19 protein-coding genes and 1 pseudogene are annotated in these 17668 nt (G+C 59.2%); 8 read left to right on the forward strand and 12 right to left on the reverse strand.

What is annotated here, in order from left to right; translation table 11 throughout:
* The first annotated feature begins 85 nt into the window (after window positions 1-85).
* A complete protein-coding gene (locus AYK65_RS19120; protein WP_081159591.1) occupies window positions 86-916 on the forward strand; it encodes an AraC family transcriptional regulator in 831 nt (276 codons plus the stop codon).
* Window positions 917-1384: 468 nt separating this feature from the next.
* Here the strand turns inward: AYK65_RS19120 and AYK65_RS19130 are convergent, their stop codons facing one another.
* Window positions 1385-1609, reverse strand: coding sequence for a hypothetical protein (locus AYK65_RS19130; RefSeq protein WP_081159594.1), 225 nt, complete (start codon window positions 1607-1609; stop codon window positions 1385-1387).
* A gap of 564 nt (window positions 1610-2173) precedes the next feature.
* Here AYK65_RS19130 and AYK65_RS19135 point away from each other — a divergent pair.
* Window positions 2174-2710: a hypothetical protein gene (locus AYK65_RS19135; RefSeq protein ID WP_244560025.1), complete on the forward strand. Its 537-nt coding sequence runs from the start codon at window positions 2174-2176 to the stop codon at window positions 2708-2710.
* Window positions 2711-2822: 112 nt separating this feature from the next.
* On the opposite strand, the gene AYK65_RS19140 is transcribed toward AYK65_RS19135, so the two are convergent.
* Window positions 2823-3116 (reverse strand): DUF982 domain-containing protein, encoded by a 294-nt coding sequence (locus AYK65_RS19140; protein ID WP_081159597.1) that lies wholly within the window; start codon window positions 3114-3116, stop codon window positions 2823-2825.
* 139 nt (window positions 3117-3255) lie between these two features.
* On the reverse strand, window positions 3256-3459 hold the full coding sequence (locus AYK65_RS19145; RefSeq protein WP_081159599.1) for a hypothetical protein: 204 nt from the start codon (window positions 3457-3459) through the stop codon (window positions 3256-3258).
* Window positions 3460-3875: 416 nt separating this feature from the next.
* Between AYK65_RS19145 and AYK65_RS19150 the strand changes: the two genes are divergently transcribed.
* Both AYK65_RS19150 and AYK65_RS33090 read left to right on the forward strand, forming a co-directional pair.
* Complete coding sequence (locus AYK65_RS19150) at window positions 3876-4529, forward strand: DUF433 domain-containing protein (RefSeq protein WP_081159602.1); 654 nt, start codon at window positions 3876-3878, stop codon at window positions 4527-4529.
* Window positions 4530-4651: 122 nt separating this feature from the next.
* Window positions 4652-4864: pseudogene (locus AYK65_RS33090) on the forward strand (DUF433 domain-containing protein); the annotation flags it as partial.
* Between the two features lie 220 nt (window positions 4865-5084).
* On the opposite strand, the gene AYK65_RS19160 reads toward AYK65_RS33090, so the two are convergent.
* Window positions 5085-5321 (reverse strand): helix-turn-helix domain-containing protein, encoded by a 237-nt coding sequence (locus AYK65_RS19160; RefSeq protein WP_081159603.1) that lies wholly within the window; start codon window positions 5319-5321, stop codon window positions 5085-5087.
* A gap of 201 nt (window positions 5322-5522) precedes the next feature.
* Here AYK65_RS19160 and AYK65_RS19165 point away from each other — a divergent pair, with 201 nt between their 5' ends.
* On the forward strand, window positions 5523-5852 hold the full coding sequence (locus tag AYK65_RS19165) for a transcriptional repressor TraM (RefSeq protein WP_028002720.1): 330 nt from the start codon (window positions 5523-5525) through the stop codon (window positions 5850-5852).
* 3 nt (window positions 5853-5855) lie between these two features.
* Here the strand turns inward: AYK65_RS19165 and AYK65_RS19170 are convergent, their stop codons facing one another.
* The 4 genes from AYK65_RS19170 to AYK65_RS19185 all read right to left on the reverse strand — a co-directional run bounded on the left by AYK65_RS19170 (window position 5856) and on the right by AYK65_RS19185 (window position 9371).
* Window positions 5856-6560, reverse strand: coding sequence for an autoinducer binding domain-containing protein (locus AYK65_RS19170; RefSeq protein ID WP_081159606.1), 705 nt, complete (start codon window positions 6558-6560; stop codon window positions 5856-5858).
* 162 nt (window positions 6561-6722) lie between these two features.
* The gene (locus AYK65_RS19175) at window positions 6723-8294 is read right to left on the reverse strand and encodes a GMC family oxidoreductase (RefSeq protein ID WP_081159608.1); all 1572 of its coding nucleotides are present in this window, start codon (window positions 8292-8294) and stop codon (window positions 6723-6725) included.
* A gap of 77 nt (window positions 8295-8371) precedes the next feature.
* Window positions 8372-8902, reverse strand: coding sequence for a Twin-arginine translocation pathway signal (locus tag AYK65_RS19180; protein ID WP_081159611.1), 531 nt, complete (start codon window positions 8900-8902; stop codon window positions 8372-8374).
* Window positions 8903-8975: 73 nt separating this feature from the next.
* Window positions 8976-9371: a VOC family protein gene (locus AYK65_RS19185; protein WP_081159613.1), complete on the reverse strand. Its 396-nt coding sequence runs from the start codon at window positions 9369-9371 to the stop codon at window positions 8976-8978.
* Between the two features lie 192 nt (window positions 9372-9563).
* Here AYK65_RS19185 and AYK65_RS19190 point away from each other — a divergent pair, with 192 nt between their 5' ends.
* Window positions 9564-9863, forward strand: coding sequence for a ribbon-helix-helix domain-containing protein (locus AYK65_RS19190; RefSeq protein WP_081159616.1), 300 nt, complete (start codon window positions 9564-9566; stop codon window positions 9861-9863).
* 47 nt (window positions 9864-9910) lie between these two features.
* Here AYK65_RS19190 and dld read toward each other — a convergent pair whose 3' ends face one another.
* From dld to AYK65_RS32480, 4 genes are all read right to left on the reverse strand, one after another.
* Window positions 9911-11629, reverse strand: a complete 1719-nt coding sequence (gene dld / locus AYK65_RS19195; RefSeq protein ID WP_139793245.1) for a D-lactate dehydrogenase — start codon at window positions 11627-11629, stop codon at window positions 9911-9913.
* 347 nt (window positions 11630-11976) lie between these two features.
* Window positions 11977-13062 carry a patatin-like phospholipase family protein gene (locus AYK65_RS19200; RefSeq protein ID WP_081159618.1) on the reverse strand — a complete coding sequence of 362 codons (1086 nt, stop codon included), beginning with the start codon at window positions 13060-13062 and terminating at the stop codon, window positions 11977-11979.
* A gap of 42 nt (window positions 13063-13104) precedes the next feature.
* Window positions 13105-13857, reverse strand: coding sequence for an acetoacetate decarboxylase (locus tag AYK65_RS19205; protein ID WP_081160178.1), 753 nt, complete (start codon window positions 13855-13857; stop codon window positions 13105-13107).
* Window positions 13858-14503: 646 nt separating this feature from the next.
* A complete protein-coding gene (locus AYK65_RS32480; RefSeq protein ID WP_172402026.1) occupies window positions 14504-14674 on the reverse strand; it encodes a hypothetical protein in 171 nt (56 codons plus the stop codon).
* Window positions 14675-15087: 413 nt separating this feature from the next.
* On the opposite strand from AYK65_RS32480, the gene AYK65_RS19210 reads away from it, so the two are divergent.
* Both AYK65_RS19210 and AYK65_RS19215 read left to right on the forward strand, forming a co-directional pair.
* Window positions 15088-15510 carry a hypothetical protein gene (locus tag AYK65_RS19210; protein ID WP_244560026.1) on the forward strand — a complete coding sequence of 141 codons (423 nt, stop codon included), beginning with the start codon at window positions 15088-15090 and terminating at the stop codon, window positions 15508-15510.
* 139 nt (window positions 15511-15649) lie between these two features.
* The gene (locus AYK65_RS19215) at window positions 15650-17632 is read left to right on the forward strand and encodes a sigma-54-dependent Fis family transcriptional regulator (RefSeq protein WP_081159623.1); all 1983 of its coding nucleotides are present in this window, start codon (window positions 15650-15652) and stop codon (window positions 17630-17632) included.
* The last annotated feature ends 36 nt before the right edge of the window (window positions 17633-17668 follow it).

The following is a 17668-nucleotide window of genomic DNA, read 5'->3' on the forward strand; positions in this document are numbered from 1 at the left end:
GAAGGTAAGTTAGCGGAATTCGATTTGGCTGTATTTCAATGGACCGACAATCGATATAGAATAACTGCCAAATTGGAGCGTTACGATGAACTGGCAGCCAATCACGACCCCATCAGGACTTCGCCCTCCTGAGCCGCTCACGGTGCGGGCGCAATCCATCCCGGCGCGACATTACTTCCCGGAGCACTCACATACGTGGCACCAACTGGTCTATGCCATCTCTGGAGTGCTGACGGTCTATACGGAAAAGGAGTCCTTCGTGATCACGCCGGATCAAGCCGTGTGGCTGCCGACCGGCGTCGTGCATCGGGTCGGTTCGCTTCTCGGCGCGGTTTTTCGCAGCCTCTGGATTGCGGATGAGGCCGGGGCGAACCTGCCGAAAGTGCCGACGATCTTCATGATGTCGCCATTGCTGCAGGCCTTGATCGTCGAGGCAACGGAACTTGAGGGGCAGGACGATTGGGATGGCTATGCAGGCCGGGTGACCACCCTCATCCTCGATCAGCTTGTGCGGGTCCAGCCGCTGCCGTCGGCTTTGCCGTGGCCGCGAGGCGCGCCATTGACGACGCTTTGCGAGGCCCTCTATTTGGACCCGACAGATAACCGGAGTCCGGAGGAATGGGGGCAGGCGCTCAACATCTCGCCTCGGACATTGGCGCGCCGCTTCAACACGGAGCTGGGCATGAGCCTGCGTTCATGGCGACGGCGTTTGCGGCTCTTTCGGTCTATCGAGCTTCTGGGCGGCGGCCTGGGTGTGACACAAGTCGCCATGGAGCTTGGCTACGGTTCGACATCCGCTTTTGTGTTTGCCTTCCGCACCGAGATGGGCAGCAGTCCCCAAGCCTATATGCGCAGGCATGTCACCGAGGGTGCGGGATCGACAACGACGACCGCGGGGCGAAACGTTCCGGCGTAAGAACGCTCCGCGGCGCGCTACGCCCCCGCCAGCAATCATAGGGGCGGATCAAACGCCCGGATTTCCGGCAAGTTGCCATCGAAACGCTCTACCTGAACCGTGCTCAGTTGCCCGGTGCAGCCCTGCGCCAGCGCGGAAGTGCCAATGTCGCGGGTCAGGACCATTGGGATTGCCGTGAACGCAGAGCGGCTTCTCCTCGTTCGGATCGGCGGGATCATACCAAGCACCGGTTGAAGACACCGCGCCGGACACCGTCCGAAAGGGCGATGCCGGCGAGCCATGCGCCGCGGTTCGTTGCAGAGCCGGACGATGCGCCGAGCGGCAAGCTGCAGATTTATTCCGAGACGATCGCGAGCTTCGGGGAGGCGGACTGTCCGGGACATCCCACCTGGCTTGGGCCGGTCTATATCCCACTGACACCCTATGTCAGCTCGACTTCGGCGGGCACAGCTTTGCCTCGAAGTAGTATTAGCGCCCGTCGATCTGGCTGTATCTCAACGGAATGACATTCAGCATCGAATATCCGTCAACTGAGCTTGCCCATGCCATGGTAACCAGCACCAAGGCATCGGGGCGCTTGCCAGCGGCGACGATCTTTTCATGAATTCCCTTCGCGAAGCGGCGCGAAGATGTTGTGTAACGCTGGCGGGGCTGCCGGTTTGCTGTCGCCGCCGTTACAAAGCTGGCGTGCAAGGACGTGCGGCTCTTCCTAAATGTGGAAGTCTGCTTTCATCGAGACAGCGGTAGCTGGTTTTTTGCGGCTTGAACTTCTGCTGTCCACCCACCCGTGCCTCTGATGGCGACACCTGGAAGGACCGCTTCGGGCCGAACTCGGCCCTACCAGGCGCCAATTCGAACGTCTTGAAAGTCCGCAATCACGCCGTTCCGGCCGATGATTTCCGGACCAAAGTGTCCAACCCTCTCGCGACGGATGGAACCGGAAAGAGCGACCCCTTGCGGACCTCAGCTCGTTCAGCCAGAGCGGCTGTATCCAAGGCGGGATCAGCCATTGCGGTGACGCGCATTTGTGGACCTCGGGCCCTTTCCTTGGCTTTTCCGCCGCTGCCAGGTGCTCCTCAATGAGGGCAAGGATCCATGCGCGCAACATAGCACAAGCGGTCGCGCTTCGCGTTTCGGAACGCCCCGCCGAAGGACGAAGCTCGCGCGGAACATCGCGGCGTCGCAGCGATTTGGTGTACAAACCGGGAGGCAATCGAATTGTCGTCCATTGCACGCGTTCCTGTTTCGGATAGCACCGTGTCCTCGGACCAGGGGATCAGTGCGGCAGGCCTGAAACGCCGGTCGCTGCCAAGCCGGAGCAGCCCGTTCACGTCGGCCGTCACCAGCGGCACCATCGCAAGCCTGGTGACGACGGCGGCGCTGGCCCTATTCGCCGGATTGGAGCGACGGAGCATTTTCCAGCCAACCAATGCCACGAGCCATTGGCTTCATGGCGAGAATGCCGGCCACGTTAGGGTTGCGGACGCGAAGCACACGTTGCTCGGCTACTGCACTCATCATCTGTCGGCGATCTTCTGGGCTCTGCCCTTCGAAGCATGGCTGGCGGGCGGCCGCTCCAGGAAACCGGCCGTCGTACTGCGGAAGGCGGCGCTGACGGCCGCCGTTGCGTACCTCACCGACTACCACCTGGTTCCGAAGCGGCTGACACCCGGTTGGGAGACCGTTCTCTCGAAGAGATCGATCGGACTGACCTACGCCGCACTGGCGCTCGGTCTGGCGGCGGGAGCCCTGGTGTCACGGAAATCGCAACATCCGAGTCATGGCGCCAAATGAACTTCCTTGCCGGCGCCGACAACAGCGGGCTACCGATCTGTCAAGACGGCCGTATTAAAACAAGGGCGCAAATATACTGATGTCTTAGAGGAGCAGCTCTAACGGAGACCAGTTACCGATACCGGCTCACCATCTTCGCTTCAGCGCGAGAGCGCGGATTGCCAGCTTCGCTGCATGCAAATGACGCCTCAAGGCATGCCGCCATGAAGCAGTTCCTAGCCGAACTCGCATACTCCGCGTGATGCAACGCTGCGCGACAGGCGAGGACGGCACGTGCGTGCAGCGGTCCATGGCTCGGCCACTCATTCTCCAGGAAATCAAGGGCGTCATAGGGCCCGCAGAACTGGCGTCTCATGCCATTTTGTAGCGTTACCCACAGGGGTCCACGCCAAGGCACTTCCTTCATTTTCGGACCTCCTCAAAGGTCGTACTCAGAACCGCCAACCCATCCTGTTCGTTCCCCACACTACAATGATTCTTTGCCCGTGGTCACCCATTCAGGCCCGCCTATCGCGCTGCTGTGTCCGAGCGGGCTCTTTTTTGCCCTAGCGGACTTTGACTCTTTCAAGCAGATCAGCCGGGTTCCTGACGCCTTCCTGGTACAGCGCGATCAGCCTCTTTGCGAGTTCTTCAGCTTCCGGCGCATCGGACTTCAGCTTCGTCCTGGCGAGTTCGTTCTCGAACAGACGTTGGAGGAAATTAAGATCATCCGGACGGATGACGCAGTCGGAATCGCGAAAAGGATACATGACGCGGCCTCCATGGTTGGGGCGAAAGCGTAAAGTATCTTCCCGCCAGCGGCGCCCTTGCCCATAGCCGCTGATGGTAGGAAGAATGCGCCTCAAATGAGGCATTTGGAAGGGGTGCTCACTGGCTGTTTGACCCGGTACAAAGATCGGTTTGGGCAGTTCGCCGTCCGGTCACGGGATGAGGGATGACTGAACCGTGCCCGGCGCGCTTCGCGGCCTTTCTGGGCCTTGAACGCACGAGGAGATACGGGGCGTCATCAGAATGAGGTGCCACCAAAAGATATTATGAGCCTGTGTGTTAGTGCCCGACACTTCGCATTGGCAAGCAGTTAGCCCTTGCCTCACACTCCATCTTGAAGTCGTGATGTTGACGATATATATTCCGATCGATCGGAAGATTTGATCGGCAGGCCCACATGCCCGCAGTTGCGGAAATGCTGAAGGCGAGCGAGGCCGCTGTCGTCTCGCGCGTGAGCCTGCGCGACGTGAACCGCGTCATCGACGAGCGCATTCTACCGGAAGCGTTCGTGTCGCTCGATAACGGGCGGTATGTTCTCGCCGGTGCGTGCTCTTTCATCGCCTTCTATTTCGAGAGCGCCAGGCGCCTCACTTCAGAAGAGCGCCTGTTCGCCATCAAGACCGCTGGCGCCCGACTGACGCGGTCCCGCGCCCTCGCATGGGCTGCGCTGCTGCGTCAGGACTGGACCGTGCGCGACGAATTCCTCACCATCGATCTTTTGCCCTTCGTCAAGGGTACCAGCGAAAGGCTGGACGATCTGGCAGCAGCGCGTGAGGTCGTTTCAATCTCGCCAGAGGTTTTAGGCGGAACGCCGGTTATCAGAGGCACTCGTGTTCCTGTCTACGATGTCGCCGCATCTGTGGCAGCCGGGCATCCAGTCGAGCGTATTCTCGACACCTGGCCAAACCTTGATGCCGAGAAGGTTCGCCTCGCCGTGATCTACGCTGAGGCAAACCCGCTACGCGGGCGGCCGCGCGTATCGGGCGATCTGCCAGAGGGCTCTACTATTATTGCCAACCGCCGTGTCGCCCGCCGCAGGAAGGCGGGATGAAATTCCTGATTGACGAATGCCTCAGCCCGGAACTCGCAAAAGTCGCGTGCCGAAAGAGTAGTTGGAAAGGGCGTGCGGAAACATGACTGTAACAGCAAAGCCGCCAAAGCTTTTGTACAAATATCGGGCTTTCAGGCCGCGCCTTCTCGACGCCGACCGAGGCGGCCGCCGTTTGTGAGGTCGGCATCAACGTCGGTCCACAATAACATCGATAAACGGATCATCGGACCCGCTTTGCCGGTCACCGAAGCCGCACGATCACTGATAACGATCTGCTTCGTCTGAAGCTCTGGTACGGCGTCGGATCGATCCTCTCGGCCCCTCGTGCTCGGCGAAAAGATCGAATATGCTGCCCTGGACGGTGCGTTCTTGGCGCATTGTCGGCTCCGGCGGCTGCGGGTTTGTCTTTAGAGTCAGTGGCTTGATTCTAAAGTGTCCCTAAAACCGCCGGGCCTTGCCCGCACAAAAAGCGATTTCCGCAATAAAGCTTGCTGTTTATGGACGAGCACTAGCTAGTTATCACCTGCTCGATTTGAACCTGCAGTCGTCAGGATTTTACGCCTCGCGTGCAAACTGGCGTTCTTCAGTTGGGATCACCAGCTCGACGTGGCTCACACCCAAGGCTTGAGCCAGCTGGTAAAGAGTAATCACGGTAGGGTTGCGCCGCCCGCGCTCAAGGCCACTCAGATATTGCTGGCTGAAGCCGGAACGAGCCTCGACCTCTTCCTGTGTCAGGCCTTTCTCCCGACGCAGGCGGGCGAAATTCGAGCCGACCAGTTTGCGCATATCCATGCGCCAAAAGATCGTCGTTTACACACTCTAAGTTTATCAACTAAAGTATGTAAAACGCGTTAGCATCGAAATGCCTTTCGATCCACGGCAGCAGCTTAAATGTCGAGTTTTGATTCAACGGCCTTGGCTCGACGCGGGGATGGAGCGGTTTGAGCGATATGCGGAAATTTGGTTCTGGGCGGTGAAATCAGGGAGAAGCGGATGAACGATATTGGCTCATCCGAGGTGAACGACGCAAGAAGGGGGAAAGAGGCGCGCTACAGTGCGATGAACAAGTCAGAGCTTGAAGCACTGGCAGTCTCTGCGGTTCGCAAACACCGCCGACTTCTCGCGGCCGATCAGGCCGTCTACGAAGAGTGGTCGCGCGCAAACGACGATCCGTCGATCTCTGGTTCCGTGCTTCAGACGCTCCAAGACGAATACATCGCGCGCCAAAAGATCTCCGAGGCTCAACAGGAGGAACTCTCGGAAATTCTGGATGCACTCGGCTTCATTCCCGTCGTGCCTGTGGAGGATGAGAACTCGAACTAGATGTCAGACCAGGCCACGATCCTTGGCGAGGGCAACGAGTTGCGGGACCGTCTTTGCATTGAACTTTTTACGAGCATTATCTAAATGGTGCTGCACGGTTCTGGTAGTAATCCCGATGAGCATCGCGGTTTCCAGCGCGTTCTTTCCCCTTATCGCCCACATGACGCACGTCATTTCGCGCGGCGACAGCATTCGCTTGGGACTGACTGCGGTCGTTGCCGCAATGATCTTAAGCTGATAGTGGAGGGCCATCACCACTTGAACCGCCTTTTTGGCATTTAGCAGGCCAGAAATATCCACCTCTCTTTCGCGCGATGCGAAGGTCAGCATCATCGTGGATCCGAAACTTCCCTCGACCGGAATGGTGACGCCGCAACGAATGCCGTGGTCGACCGCCTCGTCGCGAAACCGCCGAAGAGGAGAAGATCCGCGGGTGGGCCAGTCGTCGGCGGTCCAGAAGAAGATTTCGCGTCTGCGCTTTGCTTCAGTCACCACGGGATCGATGCGCGAATATTTGCCGCCGAGGTAGATACCTTGCCAGGACTTGGGATAGGAATTGAATGTCCTGATGTCGAGGCCTTCTGTTTGCAGATAAGCAAACCGGTCATACCCGTGGGAGTGCGCGAAGTTTCTGAGCGCACTTTTGATCATGTACTCGTCTTGCGCGGCTTCCAACATATCGATTAGCGATCGAAGGTTTGGGTCCACTTACATTTCTCCTATCTTCTTGACCCGGCGAGTTCGTTCATTAACGATGGCGCTCAGCCCGATGTGATACGACCTTAAGCCGGTTGGGCCATCGACCACGGCCTGCGATTGGCCGCACGGAAGGACCGGCCGCAGAGTCAGCAGCGCCCGGCAAGCTGCATGTCAAATGGTTCCGGCGGCCATTTCCTTGGCAATATGGTCCGCCTGGCGGATAGCCAGTGCAACGATCGTCAGTGTCGGGTTTTCTGCTCCGCCCGTGGTGAACTGGCTCCCGTCGGATATGAAGAGATTCTTGACGTCGTGCGTCTGGCCCCATTTGTTGACCACACCGTCAGAAGCCTTGTCGCTCATGCGGTTGGTTCCGAGGTTGTGGGTTGAAGGATAAGGCGGCGTCGGGAAGGTGCGGATCGCTCCAATGGCCGAGTAGAGGGCCATCCCTTGCTTGTAGGCATGGTTGCGCATCGCCTCGTCGTTCGGATGGTCGGTGAACCAGACATCCGGGATCGGCATGCCGTACTGATCCTTGAGCTCGCGATGCAGCTTCACCGCATTCTGCTCCTGCGGCATGTCCTCGCCGACGATCCACATGCCCGCCATGTTGGCATAGTTGTCGAGCGCGGAGGTGAAGGATCTCCCCCAAGCTCCCGGATCGAGAAAGGCGGCCAGGAAGGGTAGGCCCAGCGACAGGGTTTCCATCTCGTAGCCCCCGGCGAAACCACGAGACGGGTCGTGCCGCGCCTCGTCTCGAATGATGCCTGCCATCGTGGTGCCGCGGTACATATGCACGGGCTTTTCGAAGACAGCGTAGACCGAGCCAGTGGTGTGCCGCATGTAGTTCTTGCCAACCTGACCTGAGGAATTCGCCAGACCGTCGGGGAATTTAGCCGAGTGTGAATTGAGCAGCAGGCGCGGGCTTTCGATCGAGTTTCCGGCAAGACAGACGATCCTGGCCTTCTGCTCATGCAGTTTGCCCTCCTTGTCGGCATAGACGACGCCCGTCACCTTGCCGGTCTTGTCGTGCTCGATCTTGACCACATGCGCGTTTGGTCGAACCTCTAGCTTGCCGGTTGCCTCGCCCTTCGGGATCTCCGTGTAAAGCGTCGACCATTTGGCGCCCCACTTGCATCCCTGGAAGCAGAAGCCGGTCTGCTGACAGCTCATCCGGTCGTCCCGATCGGCCGAGTTGATGGCCATTCGGCCGGTGTGACATTCCTTGTAGCCGAGCTTGTCGGCACCGGCCTTGAAGACCATGAAGTTGTTGTTGCCCGGAAGGCCTTCGATGTCGTTGGTACGGGTCACACCCATCTTGTCCTCGGCCTTGGTGTAGTAGGGCTCGAGTTCGGCAAGCGTCAGCGGCCAGTCGTTGAGGTTGGCGCCCTCTATCCTTCCGTAGTGCGTGAGGGTCTTGAACTCGTGCTCCTGGAAGCGCAGTGATGCACCGGCCCAATGGGTCGTTGTGCCGCCGACTGCCTTGACGATCCAGGCGGGCAAGTTGGGGAAATCCTTTGAAACGCGCCAGCCGCCGCCGGTCGTGCGATGATCGAGCCATGCAAGCTGGGCGAAACTCTCCCATTCGTCGTTGATGAAGTCCTCGAATTCGATGCGGCTACCCGCCTCGAGAATGAGGACGTCGATGCCCCTTTGCGCAAGTTCATTGCCGAGCGTGCCGCCGCCGGCGCCGGAACCAATAATGACGACCACACCGTCGTCCTTGAGATCATATGGAGCTGCCATGATATCCTCCCGAAAAGTACCCTGCGGCGCACAAGCCTCCGCCTGCCCCCCGCCTCCTCCGGCGCGGGCGCATTTGCTCAAAGCCACTCGATGTCGTTGAAGCCGCGGTCGATGTAGCCGCCCTCAGAGTAGGATTCGCCTTCATAGCCGAAGATCGGCCAGAGCTCCTTTTGATCGTAGAGGCTCACCACAAGGTCGCCCCGTACCGCCTGGAAGAAGGGCGTCGTCTCGATCTCGCGCAGGATCGCGACCCGATCGCGCTCCCACGACAGGCCGCGATAGCCGCCGCTGCCGGCGCGCTTGTCGAGATCGGCGACGCCGTCCTCTATGAGGGCCTTGTGCGACGCATCCTTCGCGGCTCTGGTGTCCTGTCCCTTGATCGCGATCGCATAGAAGCGGTCGGCGAGCTGGTCGTGCGGATAGATGTCGCGGGCGATCAGGATTAGGGTCGCGACAGTTTCCGGACTGAGCGCTGTCGCCTCCAGGCCCCAAGCGTTCTCGGGACTGATGACCGCGCGACCAGAAACGATCAGGGCCGCGCCGACCGTTCCGCGTTTCAGCAATTCACGGCGCGAGATGCCGCGCCGGTTGTCGTAGATAGTCGCCATTGGCCATCCTCCCTTTTGCAATCGCCTGCGAGGCAGGCATCTCAGGCGGCGCCCTCGTCCAGGGGCCACGCCACTATTTGAATCGACCATGACGCTGCAAAACCTCGATCTTGTAGCCGTCCGGATCGGTGATGAAGAAGAAGCGGGCGAAGAGAGCGCCTTCGCGGTTGAATTCGACGATCTTATTGGGGTTCAGGCCGGCAGCCGCGACGCGCCCATGCACGCTATCGAGATCATCCACTGAAACTGCGAGATGGCCGTAGCCGTCGCCAAGGGTATAGGGCTCGGTACGGCCCTTGTTGATGGTAAGTTCGACCTCGAATTCGCTCTCATCATTGCTCATGTAGATAAGCGTGAAGGTGTCGAAATCCAGCCGATCGGCCACCTTGAGTCCGAAGGCCCTGTCATAGAAATCAATCGAACGCGCTTCGTCGAGAACGCGAATCATCGAATGGATTGCTTTTGCCAACGTCGTGCCTCCCCATATGAGGAGACGCTAGCTCGCGATCGAGACGCATTGGTAGCAGCGGATTACCGCAGGCAAAAAAGACCGCCAAAATGCGGTGTCAGGGCGAGAGCGGGGTGAGTTCGCCCACGGCCGATGTTTGACATCAAACGCCGGGGAGGCATACTGGAAATCACAGGAATAGAGGGGGGAAGCATGTGCGAGATCTATGCGGGTCAGAACCCTGAGCGATACCGCCCGATTAACCGTTCCGTTCGCATTGGCGGCCATTCGACGAGCATTCAGCTCGAAGCCGCCTTCTGGGTGCTGATCGACGAAATTGCCGAAAAACAAGGCTTTTCGACTGCCCGGTTTCTGTCGACCCTCTACGACGAAGCGTTGGAGCTCAACGGCTCGATATCGAATTTCAGTTCGCTGCTTCGCACGAGCTGTCTGATCTACCTGATGAATGGTGACAAGGCGCAGTCACAGACATTTCGGGTCGCCGCCGAATAGGCTTCGCTATTCCTGCCGCAAAGCCTGCCTGCTATGGCTTCGTCCGTTCAGCACCAGCGCAACCGTTTCGAGGTCCGGCCAATACCCGGGTTGAAGCAGTTGCACGGGTCGAGTTCGCGATAGTGGGCCACCGCGGCATCCTCGGCTTTGTAGAGATGGCCGACGTTGTGCTCGGCCGGGTAGCGCGCATTTCGCCGGTCCAGCAGTTCGAGGATCTTGTGTTCAGTTTCCAGCCAGTCGACTCCCTTCTTGACGATATAATCCTGATGGAAGACGTGGCAGAAGAAGTGTCCATAGTAGAGCTTTTTCAGGATCAGTTGCTCGACCTCGTCAGGAAGCCTTTCCATCCAATCGGTCTCATTCCTTGGCAACGCGACGTCGAGAGCGACGATACCCCCGGTCGTCGCTCCATGGATGGCGCGGTAGCGCACGGCTGCCCCGGCCGTTGCGAAACGATTGAGGAACGCGGCCGGTCCCTCTTGCGGGGTGCATTCGAAGAAATCGCCGGCTTCGGAAGGGAAAAGGGACGCTAGAAGGCTTCTCGATTCATTTACCGTTGAGCCTGCTGTCTTGATCATCAGATGATGCTGGAACCGGTCGCGGAATTGCTTGAGCCGCGGGGGAAGGTGAGACGGAAAGAGACGGCTGAAAGCTTGCATGACCCGGTCACTCAAGTTCGCCGGCAGGAATGAAAGCCGTTCCGCGAACGCGTCGAACCGGCTCTTCGCGGCAAAGAGCTTCGGCAGGTGTCCAGTCCCCAACGTCTTGATGAGAAGAAAGGTATCCTTGCCATAGCACTCCGCGATGTCGAAGGCATCACGATGAATGTACTCCGCCGCGATAGGTAGTATGGAAAAGGACGAAAGCATGGCGCGCCTGATACGCGTGAGTTCGTCGGGATCGTTAGTGCCGATGTAGAAGACCCGTGCATCCCTGACCGCTTCGAATGTGTCGAGCCGCACCGCGAAGACGATGACCTTGCCCGCTGACCCGGAGACTTCGAACAGCCGCCTTGGATCCGCATTGAACCGAGCGGGCGTGGGAGCATCAATGTTGCGGACGTGATCGGCGTATTCGCGATCTGATGCAGCCTTGCTGCCATCCCACATGACTTGGTCGGGCCGGTACTCCTTTCGGTCCAGGCGGGAAAGCATTTCCTCCGGGTTATCTCCGAGGTCAATACCAAGGTGATTGACCAGACTTAGCCTTCCGTCCGCATCAACTCGGGCGTACAGCGCGAGTTCGGTGTAGGCCGGGCCTCTTTGGATGAGGGATCCGCCGGAGTTATTGCAGATCCCGCCGATCACGGAGGCGCCAAGGCAGGATGATCCAATAACGGAATGCGGCTCGCGTCCGAGCGGCTTCAGCGCCTTTTCGAGTTCGTCCAAGGTCGTTCCAGGAAACGCGACAACCTGCCGACCCTCTGCCAGGAGACGAAGGGACTTGATCCGCATTGTGTTGATGACGACCACGTCGCGGTCATACCCAACACCGTGAGGGGTTGAGCCTCCGGTCAACCCTGTATTCGCCGCCTGAGCGATAACGGCGTTCCCGCCATTCACGCAGGTCTCGAGCACTCTCCAGAACTGCACAAGCGTCCCCGCCAGGACAACTGCGACCGCCTCTCCTTCGCCGAAGCGGTAGCCGCGTGTGAAGCGCCGCTGTCGCTGAGGAGAGCACAGAACAAATCTAGCTCCAACGATCTCCTCAAGCTGGCGGCGGAGCGGTACGCATGGTCGTTTTGTTGCCGCCGCAGGGGCCATCATTTTTTCTCCGATGATGTCAATTCGTCGCCAACGGCCTCGAAGCCTTGCTTCGCCGTTTAGTGCGCTCGGGACAATAAGGCCTGGGCGCTGCTTTGTGGTGGTAACATGTCACCACTGACGCGTGCCGGATACGACAAAGACCCACGCAACTTTCTCGCTGCAATCAAGCTGGCTGCGACACGCATCTGGATCAGGTGGTCATGAGTCTATGCCCTAGACAACACCTCTCTCAAATCGCGCCCTGGGGAAAGGATGGCCGGTCCCGTGCTAGGATGAGAAGGCTAACACCTCGATAGCGAGAGGGGTGCACCAAGGGCCGTGAAAATGATCAGGATTCCGATCATCGTTCACTCCGTCGCGGGGCTGTTGGATGGCGCGTCGTCGATCTGGGGCAACCTGAAACTGTCACTGAACAGCTGACCGAGATCGAGCGTCGAGCGGACGCCAAGGTCATCGAAATGCTGGTCGATAAAGCTTTCGGCCCAGGTCCGTCCGCGCTCCTTGAGATAGAGGAGATAGCTCCATTCGGGCGCAAATTTGCTTGAGGCGCTAAGGTCCTGGACCTCCTCGTGGGCATGGATCAGATGAACGTAGCTGTCCCGATATCGCTCGGACTCCAGCCCTTCCGCCTCGATCAACTCGTGCAGGAGGTGGATGGAACGCAACTCGTTCAGGAGCGCTGCATTGAAGGTCACTTCGTTCAGCCGGTTGATGATTGCCCGGCCGGTCGTCGGCAATTCCTCGCGGATAAGCGGGTTGATCTGGACGATCACGATGTCTCGGGTGGCGCGATCGTCGACAAGCGGATAGAGAGCGGGATTGCCGATATAGCCACCATCCCAATAGGCTTCGCCGTCGATCTCGACCGCCTTGAACATGAACGGCAGGCAGGCGGACGCCATGACGGTGTCGATCGAGAGATCGGGTTGCGTGAACACCTTGGCCCGGCCCGTGCGCACGTTGGTAGCCGTGACGAACACCTTCAGGCTGGAGCACCGATTGACTGCGTCGAAATCGTTTGTGCCGGCGATCAGGTCGCGCAGAGGATTGATGTCGAACGGGTTCAGTTGATAGGGAGAGAACAGCCGCGTAACCTGTTCGAACCAGATATAGGCCGCGGAGTGGTCGAGACTGTAATTGTTCGACATGCGATCCCAAAGGGTGCGCTGCAGCGGAGACCAACGCGCAGCGTCGCTGACTGCCTTCCAGAATCCTGCCAACGCCTCGCGTCCACCTTCCGCCCCACCTTTCTCCAGGCCGTCCGCAAGCACGACTGCATTCATTGCGCCGGCGCTCGTCCCGCTGATACTGCAGATGCGGATGCGATTATCTTTCAACAGCCGATCCAGCACTCCCCAGGTCAAAGCACCGTGGGACCCGCCACCCTGAAGCGCCAGATCTACGCTTTTTTTCAGTTTCACTTGGTCGGACATGGGATTGCCTCGGCTCTCGCGTGTCGACACTTTGATCGCGGTTCACGCGGTGTGCGGTTCCGCCAGGTAGTCGTGAACAACTGTGCCGAGGTCGAGCGTCAGATCCGCAATGAAATGGGCAGCTGAAACGACCTCCAGAACCGGTAGATCGGCAACGGGCGCGAGCGCGTGTGGCCGTAAGTCCAGGCTTGCGGGACCGCCCCATGCGCCCTTCAATATCACGTCCTCCATCTTAAGGCTTACGAGTTCGCAGACGCGCAGACTGCCATCGACATGCGGGATAATCTTCAGCAGGAACGTCGGCTTGCACAGCGAGGCCAGCACCTCGGTGTGGTCGAGTGCCCAATGTTTAAAGCCCATGGTGCCTGTTGCGATCCGGACCGGGCCGTAGTCGAGGGTGCCCACCAGTGTGTCCCTATAGACCTCGACGGCAGGATGCGCGTATTTCTTCGGGAACCCCCACAACTCACGGCCACCAAGAATTGGCGGTCCGTCGTCCAAATACATTGCGTGCGAATAGCCGCCTATCACGTCGTTAAACCGAACGGGAATGACCTGGCCAGATTCAATGTAGCTCCCGAAACCCGCAGAGTCGGGCATTCGAATAAACTCAAACTGTACTAAGGGATCATGGAATTCGAGAGGCTGAGGGACCACGCCGCGCAACCGGTCGGGGTCCGTCCGGTAGGTAATGATAAGGTACTCGCGATCGACGAAGCGATGTGGTCCCCTTGGGCAGGCAGGGCTTGTCAGCGGCATCGAATAGGCTTGGGCACGCACATCTCTGGACTTCAAGGCTACCACCTCGTGGCTCTGCATCCCTAATGAGGATGCTCACACTGCTAAGATCTGCATGCGCCAAGCAAGGGGCATGCCAAATAGTAATATATTGCCTGAATTATTTTTTTAGGATTACCGCAACGGCCGCTGGCCTGTGGACCCATCTGATTTGACCTTTTTGTAAGAATCCCGTCATTCCCGGGTCAACAAACCCGTCGCGAGCCCCCGTTATCTTCGATCAGGGACCGACTGCACGGGGTCGTGCCATCCTCGGAGCTCGTGCCATCCTCGGAGCTAACGCGTGAAATACCTAGAGCGCATGGGGCGGCGAGGATCCCGCCCATTCCATACTGTGATCTCCACGACCTTCGCGATCGAGTTCGGCGCCTTCGAAGAGCTCGTGCTTCCCCACCTGATAGCGAGCGGGGCCAGCAATCTCCTTCTCGTCTCGGATGAACGGATGGCGTCTCTCTACTGTCCGACGGCTCTGAACTTCCGATGCAGTTGGGCCGTGACTACGAGCTGTTTTCGCCTCCGGTCGCGAAGGGGTTGTTTCACCCAAAGGTTGAGCTTCAGATCGGCCGGCGCTCGGGCAGGCTGTTCGTCGGTTCCGCCAATATTACCGCCGGGGGCTTGGCAGGGAACGCCGAAGCGGGCCGGCCTACAGCATGGCCATGGTCTGATCCTTGACCTTGTTGACCGCGCCGGTCTGCGGCTTGACCCTGAACTGAGGCACGCCCTCCAGACGCTGATGCCACCAGAATCCACTGACTGTATGCTTGTTGAAGAGGTTTTCCAGCATGGTGCCGTGGCTGAGGAGAATGACCTGCAACCCACTTGGGGTTAGCAGGACGGGCCAGCGCAGTGCGCAGCAGCTCGACGAGGCACAGCTTGTCTTTGCTGGTGCAGAAGCTGCAGCCGCGTGATCAGCTCGGCTTCACTCAAGCCGTCAAAGTGGATCCCGTGCATCCTCGATCTCCGTTCCCCCCAATGGTCAGGCCGAACATTCGCGAGCGCAATCACCCGCCGACCGCAACCCACAGAAACCGTCGGCAAGCCGTCATCCACCAACATCCGAGCGTAGCAGCCCATTACTACCAATAAACCTTGCAATTTGCTAAGCTGCCAGACTTGAGGAGTGTTCGGCAGACGCTCCGACCAACGAGATCCTTGGGAGGAGGTTCGATGGTCGAAATCATTTCGAGGCGCGACGGCCCGCGACGCGAGGACGCTGAGATCAAGCAGTTGATCGAGCGCAACCGGTCCGTCATAACGCGCATTGCCGATCACATCAGCGGCGGCGCCTATTCAGCCAACAAGACGGCAATTCCGCCAACACAAAAGGCTGAAGGCCTGATTATCCATCACGTAGGTTCAGGATCAGCGTCCTCCGCGGAGGCGTTGCCCTACATCCGGATCAGCTTGAATGGCCGGGTGGTTGTGGTGGACAGGAATACCGGGCGCCAAATCCACTATCTCGGTGAAATCCGACGGAAAAATGGTGTGGAGGTCTTTGTGCTCGCCACGAAGGAGAACGGCTTCATCTCCCCGTTGGACGAGACCTTCACCGACGCGCTTTCGGATTTCGACGGCAGGACCCTTGAGTCGAAATACACCGAAGAGAAACTCGCAGAAGAAATCAGCTCGGCTCTTGGGATCACCACGTAGCTATGGCGCAGCTCAGCCCGGCCCCTTAGTCGTCATCATCGCTCGAAATAGAGGATCTCAAGCAGAGACATAAGCCGACCCAGAAGAAAGGACCAAGCGCACCAGGATGTCGTCAGAAGGAAAGGTCAGAGCACCGCTAATGCTGGCGGGTGATTACGACGAATATGCGACGATGTCCGCCTGGGAAAACCTATTGTCCGGAGAAGCCGGAAAGGCCCGTCGCGAACATCCGGTACGCGGGATCATCCATGATTCCTGGGGGCGTTGCATATCTGGCGGTATCGACGCTCAGCAACACGAAGCCCCCCTCAGCAACAGCAAGGATGACCTCGAATGCCTGACCCGCAATAGCAGCGAGTTGTTGACTGCGGCTCGCCGCTCCTTTGCGGTCGTCGGAAACCTTCTCGACGGCACCGGAGCAATGCTCGTGTTGGCCGACGAAAATGGTGTGTTGATTGACGCGATCGGTGACAAGCGCACAATTCACGATGGAATGGATATCCATCTCGCCATTGGCGGCAAGTGGACCGAGGACGTTGTCGGCACCAACGGAATCGGCACCGCGCTTTGGGCCGGAGAACCCGTCTTCGTGCATGCTGCGGAACATTTCTGCGCCGGCATAAAGTCGTGGACCTGCGCCGGCGCACCGATCCGCGATCCGTTCGACGGACGGATCATCGGCGTGGTTGACCTGTCCGGCCACCCGGACATCTTCCGGCCGCACAACACCGTGCTGGTTGCGGCCGCTGCGCGGGAGATCGAGAAGGCCCTGGCCGACCACCAGAACACCCAACGCACCCGCCTGCTTGAAGCCTTCATCGCCGAAGCACCTTGCTACAGACGCACCGACGGTCTGATAATCATCGACCATCTTGGACGGGCCGTCTATTGCAACAACGTTCCCGCCAACAGGCTGGCCGAATTTCCCGAGCCGCTTTCGACAGGGCGCGGCCGGCGGTTGCTGCCTGCAGCGGGGCCTCGCACAATTGCCGAACTCGCTGCTGCGCTTCCCGACCGGCTGCGCTCTTGCCACGTGAGCCCCCTCACCGTGGACGGTGATTTTCAGGGCGCGGCTCTCGTGTTTCCGGCCGGAGCCAACCAAGTAGCCATTCCTTCCCCCCGGCGCCCACGATGGCCGACGCCCGAAGTGGCCAAGCTGATCGTCGGTCAAAGCGAAGCGATGCATGCCGCTATCGATGTGGCTTGCAGGGTCGCCCAATCGAGCGAAGGCACCTCACTGCTGATCGAGGGTGAAACGGGCGTCGGCAAAGAGCTTTTCGCCCGGCTGGTTCATCTCGTCAGCCGGCGCTCGGATAGTTCGCCATTTATCGCCCTCAACTGCGGGGCAATCACGCGGGAGTTGTTCGGCAGCGAGCTTTTCGGCCACGTCGCCGGTGCATTTACGGGGGCAAGCCGTGAGGGAAAGGCGGGGGCGTTCGAATTGGCCAACGGAGGGGTTCTCTGTCTCGACGAGATCGGCGAGATGCCGCTGGACATTCAACCTTTCCTGCTGCGCGTTCTGGAAGAGCGTGTCGTCTATCGCCTCGGAGACAACCGTGGCCGGCCAGTCGATGTACGTCTGATCGCCTCGACGAACCGCGACCTGAAGCAAGAGGTGGCAGCGGGGCGGTTCCGGCGTGATCTGTACTACCGGATAAGCACCGTTGTTATCAACGTGCCGCCGTTGCGCGAACGGGATGGCGACATCGCCCTCCTGCTCGATCATTTCAACCGTAACATTGCCGAGCGGACCGGCGCCCCGCCGCTTGATTTCGCTGCCGAGGCGTTCGACAGCCTTCTCAACTACTCATGGCCAGGAAACGTGCGCGAGTTGAAAAACGTGGTCGAAAGGCTTCATGTCCTGACGGGAGGCCAACAAGTCGACTTGGCCGATCTACCGAGGGAGATCACGGAGCGTGCTGCGGCCTGGACCGCCTCGCCAGGAGGCGAATCCGGAAGTGAAATGCACTGTCGTATCGCGAATGCGGATGAGAAGTTCCTCCGAGACGCTCTCGAGGCCGAGCATGGCAATCTGAGCCGGGTTGCCCAGAGGCTGGGAATTTCGCGGCCGACCCTCTACCGTAAGCTCGAGCAGTACGGCATCCGTCGCAGCTTCACTTAACTTCAGTGAAGAGACCCACGCGTGATCAGAGCGTCG

Source organism: Ensifer aridi (genome assembly GCF_002078505.1).
GTDB lineage: Bacteria > Pseudomonadota > Alphaproteobacteria > Rhizobiales > Rhizobiaceae > Sinorhizobium > Sinorhizobium aridi.